Raw genomic sequence first — 10,195 nt, 5'->3', positions numbered from 1 at the left:
GCATCATCGCCTGGATCTGCGGGGCGGAGACCGAGCTGAGCTGCACGCCGTGCTCGTCGGTCTTGGTGATCACGGCGGCGTACGTGTCGTACGCCGTGCCGAGCGACGTGTTGGGGGTGAATGCGTGGCGGGGCACCGTGCGCATCGCGGCTTCGATCTCGGGTGAGGAGATGGTGCCGTCCGCGCACAGCTCGTCCACCACCTTGTTCCGCAGGCGGATGGCCTCGGCGGGCTCGACGGTCAGGTTGGTCATGAACTTCCTTCGGTCGTACGTGTTCGAGGGAGGCTGGCACGAGCGCGCCGGCCGGGCCGGGAGGTTATCGGTGGACGATCTCCGTTCTGGTCAGCTCGCCGAGGACAACGAGAGGATCCGGTGCCAGGCCACACAGGGGTTATGACCTAGCACCGGGAACGAATCCCAGCACTGCGTTCCTGAGCCGTGGGGGAACACGGAGTGGTCCAGTGCCGGGATCACCCGCCTCGGTAAGGGGCGGGAGTATGGAGCCGGCCTCACGATGTCGGGCCGGACAGGTAGGCCAGGAACACGCCGCGGCTGCCGAGGAAGTGGAGCAGTTCCTCGTACATTGCGTCGTCCGTCGTGATGGCTTGTGGGCCGATCGCGATGATGGCGTGCGCGAAGCCCTGTACTGCATACCGCGAAGCCTCGCCGAAGCCGGTCCGGTCCGTGACTGGAGGGGCCTGACCGAAATCCCAGAAGGAGCTCAATGCGAGCTTCCAGCCCCGTGCACGCACGTGTGACTGAATGAGGTCTTGGTCTGCCCGGCGCTCGGCGACAGACGAGGCGAGCACGTACGTCGTGACGCGCACGGTACGCCGTGCCGCTTCGATGACGTTGTGCTCGTATGCGCTGCGGAGGTTCTCCAGCCGCTCGTCAGCGCGAGCCGGGGAGAAGCCAGGCTGTCCGTTGTTGGTGCTCACGTCGCGCTCCTCGCGGTAGGGGGCCCTGCCGCCGGGTGCCAGGTCTGAGTTCCCGGCGGCAGGGCGTGGGCCGCGTGCGGCAGGTCGGAGCAGCCGCCGCGCGCGGGGTTCAGGAGGTGGTGCTCAGGAGATGGCCGAGGAGTTCTTCGGCGGGTATAGGGCCCGGTCGGAACCGGTGTGTCCTGCAGGGGCAGCCGCGGGACGAACCGGTCACCGCGGCACGGGCGCAGCCAGTACGGGCCAACGGGCTCCGTACGAGCCATGGCGGCGAGGACGAGCTTGTAAGGAGCGTCCAGACAGATGCCCCACCGGTTGGGCGCCCAGACCGCGTGCGTGCCTGGCGGGACGAGCCAGATCAGCCAGTCCTGTTCGGGGCCCTCGATCACCGGGCCGCACGCCGCCACGGTGGGGCGCGCGCCGGCGATCCGCTGGATCTCGTCCAGGAGCCGGACGGCCGAGGCCGCAGCCGGGCCGGCCGCGGTGACGACGATGTCGAAGAACGATCCGCCGAGCGGCAGTTTCAGCGGTGTCCCGCGCTGGAAGTCCATCAGGTTCTGCACCCGTGCAGCGAGATCGTGCACCTGAGCGACGTCCTCGGGCTCGATGACCATGAAGGTGCTGCCGAAGCCCACACGGCCCGGGGCCGCCGCCAACTTCCGCGCACGCTGGGGTAATGGCGCCAGGCTCACGCGGCACCGTCCCAGGTCTGAGGGAGAAGGGCCTGAACGGTCTTCCCGATGACCGTGCGGGTGACATCCCGCTTGACGCCCCAGGACAGGCGTCCGCGGTAGTGGGCCACCCACCACAGTCCCTTCGGCGGTCCCTGGACCTCACTGCTCAGGTTGGCGACCTGTGGGAACCCGGGGAACCGCGGGAGGGCGTCATCGACCTCGATGGCGAGATCGCCGGTGTCGGCGAAGCCGAACACTCGCAGCGTCACGACTCCGCCGTCGCTGGGGAAGGCTTTCGCGTGCCTGACGGCGTTGTCAACGAGCTTGTCAGCGACCCGCGAAGCCTGGTCGACATTGCCCGCCCAGCGACCCATGGTGAGCCACGTCCGGACACGGATCCGCGCGTTCGGGCCAGCACTCGCGTTGGCGGTGAGGTAGCAGGACTGCAGGAACGTGGGGGAATCCGTTGCGCGCGGCAGCAGCGTGACCGTGCCGGCGGCCGGTGGTGCGCCAGCTGCATCTGCGGGGGTGCCTGTGCGGTGCTTTGGGGGGTTCACGTGGGGCTCCCATGGGTTCTCTACTTGGTCGGGCCGTTCGCCGCTGCGCCTGGTTGACCCGGCGGCTGATGTCCAGTGAACGAGCCTGGAGCCGGGTAGGACAGGAACGGTTCGGTCCCGTCCTTGCGCGCCGACCGGAAGACTTTGCGAGTGCATTACCTGACGCCTGGCCGGTACAGTGACGACGGGACTACCTTCGGTGCATGGGAGTCAATGCGATCCTCCGGAGCCGAATGGATGAACTCGGCCTCACACAGGACGAGTTGGCTTCTCGCTGCAACAAGGCGCTTCTGGAGATCACTGGCCGACCGGGGGACATGTCGGCGAGGACAGTCCGCAGTCTGCTCAATGGGGCAAGCCGCAGACCGATCAGCCGCACTTGCGCAGCACTTGAGCGTGTGTTCGGCTGCCCCGTGTCGGACTTAGGGTTCAGCGCACCCAGCTCCATGCACCATCCCCCGGAGGACCCCGTGCGGCGTCGCGAGTTCATCGCCACCACCACCGGAACGGCTGCCGCCGCCGTTCCTCTCGTCAAACAGCGTCGGTCAGTTGGCATGTCGGATGTATCCCGCGCCGCAGCCGGCATGAACGCACTCGTCGAAGCCGACGACCGCCTCGGCGGGCACCGGTCCTTGGCGGTCACAGCTCTCCAAGGCCGGGCGCACGTGCTGGAACTCCAGGAGCGCAACGCCAGCGAACGCGTCCGCCGGGCCCTGTACGCGCTCGCGGCCGAGTTCACCACGATCGCGGCATGGTCGTGCATCGACGTCCGCGACCTGGACGCTGCGCAGCGCTACCTCCACGAATCGGCGACCTTCGCAGGGCTGTCCCAGGACCCGCCCACAGGAATGCGCGTGTGGATCAACCTGGCGATGCTGGCCTATCAGCGGCAGAACTGGACGGAGCAACTCGCCGCGGCGCAGGCGGCCAACGTGACGACTGCCGCTCGCAGGGACCCGTTCTTCGGCTCTATGGGGCGCATGCGCCTCGCCCTTGCGCACTCCTCGCTGGGAGACTCACGGGCCGCCCTGAGGGCGCTAGACACGGCCCAGGATGCTCTCGGGAAGGCCACAGAGGACGACCGCCCTCGGTGGACGGCGTTCTACGGGCCCGCGGAGCTCAATCACCTCGCGGCCATCATCCTCAACCACGACGGCGAGTCCGCCAACGCCGAAGCGATGGCGCACCGAGCCCTTGCCGCGATCCCAGCGGAGTTCCAGCGGAATCGCGCCCTGGCTACGTGTCAGCTCGCGCTTGCGCAGCTCCGGCAGGGAGAGCCTGAGCAGGCCACGGCGACTGCAACCACCGTCTTCACCATCATGGCCAGCGCTCCTCTGCCTGGACGGATGAGGTCACTCATTGGAGACTTTCACCGGGATCTGTTCCGACTGGCACCGTCAACGACGTACGCCCGCGACTGGGCAGACCGCATGCGAGAAGAATGGAGTCGAGCGTGACCAGGGTGATTGACCTGCGGCACTACAGCGCTGGGGCCCTCCCGGAGGGTTTCAAGCAGATGCTCATTGACGTGCACGCCGACGCCTACGCCGACGCCATGGACCTGGAGTTCAACCGGAAGTTTCCTTGGTTCGTCGACCACTGGTCGGGGATGCAGGGCTTCACCTGCGTCGTCGCGTTCGAGGGTGACGAACCGACCGGATTCGCCTACGGCGCCCCGCTTCAAGCGGGCCGCGAATGGTGGCGCTCCACCCCCTACGAGCCGAACAGCGGCTACACCGCCACCTACGCAGTGTCCGAGGTCATGGTGCGCCCGAACTGGCGGAAGCAGGGCATCGCCGATCAGCTGCACCTGGCTTTGCTGGCCGAGCGGAAAGAGGATCTCGCGATTCTCCTTGTCGATGTCACGCACCCGAAGGTCCAAGACCTGTACGAGACGTGGGGCTACGCGAAGGCGGGCGAGCAGCAGCCGTTCGCAGACTCCCCGGTGTATGCCGTCATGGTCAAGAACCTGCACCCCTGAACCGGTGCGCCCCGCGGCGGTTGGCGAAGGGGTGAAGGTTAGTCCGCGTCTTGCGGCGTATTGACGTGCGCCGCGAGGACGGCCGCACGGGCGGGCTGTCGTACAGGGGCACGGCATCGGGCGGGTCCCGGGTACCGGCGTTGCAAGCGGGTGGCAGCGACTCCTACCGCCTTGCCCACACCAAGGCCCGGCAGGGCGGCGGCTGCCCGATCACCGGAGCGTGAACGATGCTCGCTGCTGCCACCTTGTTCCGTCGTAGACCAGCAGATCGACCGACGACACGCGGGCAGTGATGGGAAGTCGGCTGCGTAGGTCGGCCTCGGCCTCGTCAGGCACAGCATCGTCTTGTCCCTGAGCGATGGTCAGATGCGGGACGACCTCGTCGAACTGCCTGCCGAACGGCGGGCCTCCGGCCACCTGTCGGCGATCGTCTCGGTGAGTCGGCGGAACGGGAGGTCCGGTTCGAGGACGAGATACAAGATCCCCGGGAATCGGCCGCAGCGCTCGAACCGCGTCTCGAAGGACCGGTGACGCCCGATCACTTCTCCGGTAAGAGCACAGGCGTCGTTGTCGATGCGGCTCTCGTCGAGGAACGGGAAGAGGACGGTGACATGAGCTGGAACACCCGCACGGGCTGACGGGTCCAGGCGGTCACGCCACGCGGCCAACGACGGCGCACGCAATCTGCACATCACGCGCCGGGACCCCATGTTCGCCTCTCTCGGTCTGGCCCGGCAGGCGGCCATCCACGGAGCTGCGCATGACCGGACGGGCACCCGTCGCGCGCTCGACCAGGCGCCAGACGCCTTGCAGCGCATGGACCCAGACGGCTACCGGCCAGTGTGGCTGCTCGCCTTCTACGACCAGGCGGAATTGGACTCCCTCGCGCTCTCTGCCTTCCTCGCGCTCGGGGATTACCCGACCGCCGAGTTCCACGCCCACCGCTGCCTGGCCGCCCTACGGCCCCACATGCGCCGGTCCCACGCCATTACCACCACGCGTCTCGCGCACGCCCAACTCGCGCAAGGCGACTTCGAGGCGGCCGCGGACACAGCCCGGAAAGTACCTGCCGACGTCGCTACCCAGCACGCCCGCATGTCCCGCATGCTGCAAGAGTTCGGCGCTGCGCTACGCGCGCGGGCGCCGCACAGCTCCGCCGCGCAGAGCTGGACCGAGCACACCCGCGACGTTTGGAAGGCGACCACATGCCTGGGTTCGACGTAATTCGAGGGTCCTGGAGGCTCTTGCGGGCTGAAGGTGCAGGTCATCGGGGTACGGACGGCGCAAACGGCTGGAATGGCCTAGAGACACGACTTTCCTGATTCACCTGTGTTGGCCTGCTACTTCGGCCTATCGTCTGGATCCATGTATGTGAGGACGACGAAGCGGGAGAACAAGTCCGGCACGGTCCGGTACCTGCATCTGGCCCACAACGAGTGGGATCCGGTGAAGGGGCGGGCGGTGCCGAAGGTGCTGTTCACCTTCGGCCGCGAAGACGACCTGGACCGCGAGGCGGTCAGGCGTCTGGTCATGTCTCTATCGAAGCTGCTGGAGCCGGGCGACGCGCTGGCCGCAACCGCGGCGTCGGACCTGGAGTTCGTCTCCTCGGTGCCGTTCGGCGGCGCCTATGTGCTCGACCAGCTGTGGCGCCGGCTGCGGATCGTGTTCGGAGGCGGGCAGGGTGTGGGTGCGGCCGCCCCGGCCGCCGATTCGCACAACACACTTCGCCAGCCTGTGACTTCACGTCACAGGCTCGGGGTGTCAGCTCCGAAGGGGGACCTCGTGTCCGTTTCTGTAACCGCCCGCCGCATGACCGCCGCCGCTGCCGTGGCCGCCGCTGCTGTGGGCGCGCTCGCCCTGCCTGCCGTGGCCGCCGGGCAACCCGCCGCCCGCCCGCACGACCGGGCAGTGGTGATCAGCGACGTGCAGTACGACTCCCCGGGCCGGGACGACCGCTCCAACTGGTCGCTCAACAAGGAGTGGGTGGACGTCACCAACACCACGCGCCGGGCGGTGAACCTGGACGGCTGGACCCTCTCGGACGAGGCCGGCCACACCTACACCTTCCGCCACTTCCGCCTGGACGGCCGCTCCACGGTCCGGGTCCACACCGGTGAGGGACGAGACCGCTTCGCCGACGCCTTCCAGGACCGCCGCAACTACGTGTGGAACAACGACCGGGACACCGCGACCCTGCGCAACGACCACGGCCGCTTCGTCGACGAGGCGTCCTGGGGTTACCGCGGCCGTGACCACCGCGGTGGCGACTACCGCAACGGTGGCGACCGCCGCGGCTGACCGTGAGCGGGGTGCCGGCGGCCGGGGTCCCCGGTCTGGCCGCCGGCACCCCGCCGGCCGGCGGTGCGCTTCTTCGTCTGTACCACCGGGGCGCCGCCGCGCATCAGCTTCCTCTGTCTGACCCGTGACCACGCTTCTGCTGTGGTGGCGGGCCAGACGTCTGTTCAGCGGGGTCGGCGCTTAGCCTCGGGCTTTCACGAGCCAGCCTCTCCGGGACTTGATCGAGCGAGTGAAGAGCGGCTCTGACCTGCAACGATGAGGGCTTGTCTGGGTCCTGTCCGCTGCCAGGAAGGAAGCACTCTCCAGGTGTAGAAGCGCAGTCGGGCATGCCCCTCCACCCGTTGTGAAAGCGCTGGTCGCGGGTGCGGGCTGTCAGGGATCCCAGGCTCATGCCTCGACGCCCAGGCTTCCGACGGCAACGGTTGGTCGGCCTTTTCCGGAACGGTGCAGCGGATCCTGCGGCGGCGCAGGTAGGCGCGGGGTCTTACGGGGAGACGGACGCCAATCACTCGCTCCTTCTCGTGCTCGTGGCGATGTCCATGCCTTCACTGGTAGTCGGCGATCCGCCCGTGGTGTGCGGATTCGGATGCAGACCGTCGAGCAGGATGCGGATCAGGGCGCCGGGGAAGTCCGGGCCGTTATCGATGCCGGCGAGCGCGACGAGGCCGTCGAGGATCTGTCCTAGAGAGACGTCGTCGCGTACTTCTCCACTGCGTTGCGCGGCGCGGAAAAGGGGTTCGCCGGCCGCGATTGTGCGGGAGCGGCTGGCGCGGAGGATGGGGGTGCCATTGGCGGATTCGGAGAGGAGGACGGAGGCGAGGGGTCCTTTGCGGGTGCCGATGGCGTGGAAGCGCATGAGCCAGGCGAAGAAGGCCTCGCCAGGGGTGTCGCCACTGACGGATTCGGCGGCTTGGCACATGTCGTCGACGGTGTGACGGAAGAGTTCCTCAACCAGTTCGAGTCTGCCGGGGAAGTTGCGGTAGAGCGTGGCCATGCCGACGCCGGCACGTCGGGCGATCTCGGCCATCGACGGTGCGGCACCGGGTTCGGCGAAGGCCTCGCGGGCGACCGCGATGATCTTCGACCGGTTGCGCTCGGCGTCGGCACGTCGGGCAGGTGCGGACTCAGCGCTCACGGCGGATGCTTCCTTCCTTTGGCGTCCAGAACCTCAGCGTACCGGATAGCCTTCTCAGTTCCTCTTGTAAACGGACAGCCTGTCCGTTACGTTAAATGGACAGGCAATCCGTTTAGGGCGGATCTGCTCAGGACACCAGGAGAGAAACAACCATGACTGCAACGGTGAGCGTCCCGCCCGTCGCCGACATCGCCCGCCGTGACATCCCCGCGTTCGTACGGGCCGGGGAGCGGATGATGTGGATCGGAGGCCGACAGGTCGCCGCAGTCTCCGGACGAACACTGCCCAACACCGACCCGGCCACCGAGGAAGCGCTGGCCAGTGTGCCGCGCGGCGAGGCAGCCGACGTCGACGCCGCGGTCCACGCCGCGCGCGCGGCGTTCACCGATCCCGCCTGGGCGGAAATGAGCCCCGACCGGCGCGGTCGGATCCTGAACCAGATCGCCGACGTCATCGAGGAGCACGCCGACGAACTGGCCACCATCGACTCGGTCAACATGGGCGCACCCCGCATGCTGACCGCACACATGCTGGCCGAGGCGAGTGAGGTCTTCCGCTACTACGCGGGCTGGCCTACCAGGCTGTCCGGCGTGAGTGTTCCTGCAGGCAAGGGCCGCATGGCCTACACCCGCAAGGAGCCCCTCGGTGTCGTCGGCGTCATCTGGGGCTGGAACGGTCCGATGGGTCAATTGCCCGGCAAGCTCGCCCCGGCCCTGGCCGCCGGTAACACCGTCGTGCTCAAGCCGGCCGAGACCGCCTCGCTGAGCACGCTGCGCTTGGCCGAACTGCTGGCCGGCACCGACCTGCCGGCTGGTGTCGTGAACGTCGTCACCGGCCTGGGCGCCGAGGCGGGCCAGGCGCTGGTCGCGCACCCCGGTGTCGCGAAGATCGCCTTCACCGGGTCGACCGCGACCGGCAAGCTGGTCCAGAGCCAGGCCACCGACACGCTGAAGCGCATAACGCTCGAACTGGGCGGCAAGTCGCCGTCGGTCGTCTTCGCCGACGCCGACCTTGACGTCGCGGTCCGCGGCGTGGCGGCTGGCTTCCTGGGTAACGCGGGACAGGTCTGCGTCGCCGGATCACGGGTGTTCGTCGAGGAGAGCATCCGCGAGGAGTTCGTCGAGAAGTTGCTGAAGACGATGGAGGCATTCACCCCGGGCGACCCGCTGACCCAGGGCACGCTGGTGGGACCGCTCTCCACCAAGGCGCAGTTCGACCGGGTCAGCTCCTACCTCGACATCGCCCGCGAGGAGGGCGCGAACGTGGTGACCGGCGGCGGGCGCTTCGGTGACCACGGATACTTCTTCGCCCCCACTCTCCTCGATGACGTCCGCCCCGACATGCGCGTCGTCCGCGAGGAGATCTTCGGCCCCGTCGGCGTGATCACTACCTTCACCGACGTCGACGACGCCATCGCCCAGGCCAACGACACCGACTACGGACTGGCCGCCTCCGTGTGGACCACCAACCTCACGACCGCACACCGCATGGCCGCAGCCATCGAGGCCGGCACCGTCTGGATCAACACCTGGGCCGAGATGAGCACCGGCAACCTCCCCTTCGGCGGTTACAAGCAGTCCGGCCTGGGCCGCGAAGGCGGTCTGGAAGGACTCGACACCTACACTCAGGTCAAGACCGTCCGCATCGCGCTGTGACCACGCCACCTCACGCCTGAGCGGCCTGGCCATCCTTGAGCGCGACACTGGGCACTGTCACGTTGACTGACCAGGTGGGATGATCTTCTGGTTGGTCATGCTGGGAGGGGCCGTCCGTGGGCAGCGCGCCGCCGCCGTCGTACAAGGGGCACCGGTACCCGGTCGAGGTCATTGCCCACTGTGTGTGGCTGTACCACCGCTTCCCGCTGTCGTACCGCGAGGTCGAGGAGCTGATGCTCGAGCGCGGTGTGATTGTCTCTTACGAGACGGTCCGGCGGTGGTGCGCCAAGTTCGGTCAGGCCTACGCCAACGCACTACGCCGCAGGCAGTCCCGGTCTGGGGACAAGTGGCACCTGGACGAGGTCTTCCTCAAGATCAACGGCGAGCGGAAGTACCTGTGGCGGGCCGTGGACGCCGACGGCAACGTCCTGGACATCCTCGTCCAGAACCGGCGGGACAAGGCCGCGGCCAGGTGCTTCTTCCGCAGGCTGATGAAGAAGACCGGCACGGTGCCCCGGGTGGTCGTCACCGACAAGCTGCGCTCCTACGGCGCGGCCCACCGCGAGGTCATGCCCTCGGTGGAGCACCGCTCCCACAAGGGACTGAACAACCGGGCCGAGAACAGTCATCAGTCCACGCGACAGCGTGAACGCGCGATGAAGGGCTTCCGCAGTACCGGCGGGGCCCAGCGGTTCCTGTCCGCATTCAGCGGCATCTCACCCCACTTCCGGCCCCGCCGCCACCTGATGACCGCCCCCGATTATCGAGCCGAAATGACCGTCCGCTTCACGATCTGGGAGCACATCACCGGCGCCGCCGGCCAGACCACCACGGCCTGAGCAGCGGGTCGGAACCTGGCTGCACTACGCCTCGATGTTGTTGTCCCAGGCGATGCACCAGCGGCGGTGGCGGGCCTGGCGGGCGGCCATCTCGCCGCTGCGGATCCAGGGGTAGATCGC

The 10,195-nt window shown here is 68.0% G+C and carries 12 protein-coding genes and 2 pseudogenes; 7 read left to right on the top strand and 7 right to left on the bottom strand.

What is annotated here, in order from left to right; translation table 11 throughout:
• From ABZV34_RS35075 to ABZV34_RS35060, 4 genes and pseudogenes are all read right to left on the bottom strand, one after another.
• A pseudogene (locus ABZV34_RS35075) lies at positions 1-253 on the bottom strand (methyltransferase, FxLD system); the annotation flags it as partial.
• Positions 254-510: 257 nt separating this feature from the next.
• The gene (locus tag ABZV34_RS35070) at positions 511-939 is read right to left on the bottom strand and encodes a hypothetical protein (protein WP_356285953.1); all 429 of its coding nucleotides are present in this window, start codon (positions 937-939) and stop codon (positions 511-513) included.
• Positions 936-1,571 carry a hypothetical protein gene (locus tag ABZV34_RS35065; protein WP_356285950.1) on the bottom strand — a complete coding sequence of 212 codons (636 nt, stop codon included), beginning with the start codon at positions 1,569-1,571 and terminating at the stop codon, positions 936-938. Before ABZV34_RS35065 ends, ABZV34_RS35070 begins: the two co-directional genes overlap by 4 nt.
• 53 nt (positions 1,572-1,624) lie before the next feature.
• A complete protein-coding gene (locus ABZV34_RS35060; RefSeq protein WP_356285947.1) occupies positions 1,625-2,167 on the bottom strand; it encodes a hypothetical protein in 543 nt (180 codons plus the stop codon).
• 584 nt (positions 2,168-2,751) lie between these two features.
• Here ABZV34_RS35060 and ABZV34_RS35055 point away from each other — a divergent pair.
• From ABZV34_RS35055 to ABZV34_RS35045, 3 genes are read left to right on the top strand one after another with little or no spacing between them, the layout of a single operon-like run.
• Entirely contained in the window at positions 2,752-3,624 is an 873-nt protein-coding gene (locus ABZV34_RS35055) for an XRE family transcriptional regulator (protein WP_356285944.1), read from the top strand.
• Positions 3,621-4,148, top strand: coding sequence for a GNAT family N-acetyltransferase (locus tag ABZV34_RS35050; RefSeq protein ID WP_356285941.1), 528 nt, complete (start codon positions 3,621-3,623; stop codon positions 4,146-4,148). The genes ABZV34_RS35055 and ABZV34_RS35050 overlap by 4 nt, the downstream gene beginning before the upstream one ends.
• 50 nt (positions 4,149-4,198) lie before the next feature.
• Positions 4,199-4,372, top strand: a complete 174-nt coding sequence (locus ABZV34_RS35045) for a hypothetical protein (RefSeq protein WP_356285959.1) — start codon at positions 4,199-4,201, stop codon at positions 4,370-4,372.
• On the opposite strand, the gene ABZV34_RS35040 is transcribed toward ABZV34_RS35045, so the two are convergent.
• Positions 4,359-4,484 (bottom strand): hypothetical protein, encoded by a 126-nt coding sequence (locus ABZV34_RS35040; RefSeq protein WP_356285938.1) that lies wholly within the window; start codon positions 4,482-4,484, stop codon positions 4,359-4,361. The genes ABZV34_RS35045 and ABZV34_RS35040 overlap by 14 nt on opposite strands.
• Positions 4,485-4,510: 26 nt before the next feature.
• Positions 4,511-4,840 carry a 2'-5' RNA ligase family protein gene (locus tag ABZV34_RS35035; RefSeq protein ID WP_356285935.1) on the bottom strand — a complete coding sequence of 110 codons (330 nt, stop codon included), beginning with the start codon at positions 4,838-4,840 and terminating at the stop codon, positions 4,511-4,513.
• Here ABZV34_RS35035 and ABZV34_RS35030 point away from each other — a divergent pair.
• Positions 4,809-5,372, top strand: a pseudogene (locus tag ABZV34_RS35030) (hypothetical protein); the annotation flags it as partial. The gene ABZV34_RS35035 and the pseudogene ABZV34_RS35030 sit on opposite strands and share 32 nt — an antisense overlap.
• 585 nt (positions 5,373-5,957) lie before the next feature.
• On the top strand, positions 5,958-6,446 hold the full coding sequence (locus tag ABZV34_RS35025; RefSeq protein ID WP_356285956.1) for a lamin tail domain-containing protein: 489 nt from the start codon (positions 5,958-5,960) through the stop codon (positions 6,444-6,446).
• A 505-nt stretch (positions 6,447-6,951) separates the two neighbouring features.
• Here the strand turns inward: ABZV34_RS35025 and ABZV34_RS35020 are convergent.
• On the bottom strand, positions 6,952-7,581 hold the full coding sequence (locus tag ABZV34_RS35020) for a TetR/AcrR family transcriptional regulator (protein ID WP_356285932.1): 630 nt from the start codon (positions 7,579-7,581) through the stop codon (positions 6,952-6,954).
• Positions 7,582-7,733: 152 nt separating this feature from the next.
• On the opposite strand from ABZV34_RS35020, the gene ABZV34_RS35015 reads away from it, so the two are divergent.
• Both ABZV34_RS35015 and ABZV34_RS35010 read left to right on the top strand, forming a co-directional pair.
• Positions 7,734-9,236 (top strand): aldehyde dehydrogenase family protein, encoded by a 1,503-nt coding sequence (locus ABZV34_RS35015; protein ID WP_356285929.1) that lies wholly within the window; start codon positions 7,734-7,736, stop codon positions 9,234-9,236.
• A 116-nt stretch (positions 9,237-9,352) separates the two neighbouring features.
• Positions 9,353-10,075 (top strand): IS6 family transposase, encoded by a 723-nt coding sequence (locus tag ABZV34_RS35010; protein ID WP_356285926.1) that lies wholly within the window; start codon positions 9,353-9,355, stop codon positions 10,073-10,075.
• Positions 10,076-10,195 lie beyond the last annotated feature (120 nt).

The sequence above is a fragment of the Streptomyces sp. NPDC005195 genome, from assembly GCF_040608315.1.
GTDB lineage: Bacteria > Actinomycetota > Actinomycetes > Streptomycetales > Streptomycetaceae > Streptomyces > Streptomyces kaempferi.
The sequence above is the reverse complement of the archived record's forward strand: the minus strand, read 5'-3'. Positions and strand labels throughout refer to the sequence as shown.

Bases quoted from the DNA above. Each gene is read 5' to 3' on its own strand.
- ABZV34_RS35055 (WP_356285944.1), top strand. From the start codon at position 2,752: ATGAACGCACTCGTCGAAGCCGACGACCGCCTCGGCGGGCACCGGTCC.
- ABZV34_RS35035 (WP_356285935.1), bottom strand. From the start codon at position 4,840: ATGTGCAGATTGCGTGCGCCGTCGTTGGCCGCGTGGCGTGACCGCCTG.
- ABZV34_RS35025 (WP_356285956.1), top strand. From the start codon at position 5,958: ATGACCGCCGCCGCTGCCGTGGCCGCCGCTGCTGTGGGCGCGCTCGCC.
- ABZV34_RS35015 (WP_356285929.1), top strand. From the start codon at position 7,734: ATGACTGCAACGGTGAGCGTCCCGCCCGTCGCCGACATCGCCCGCCGT.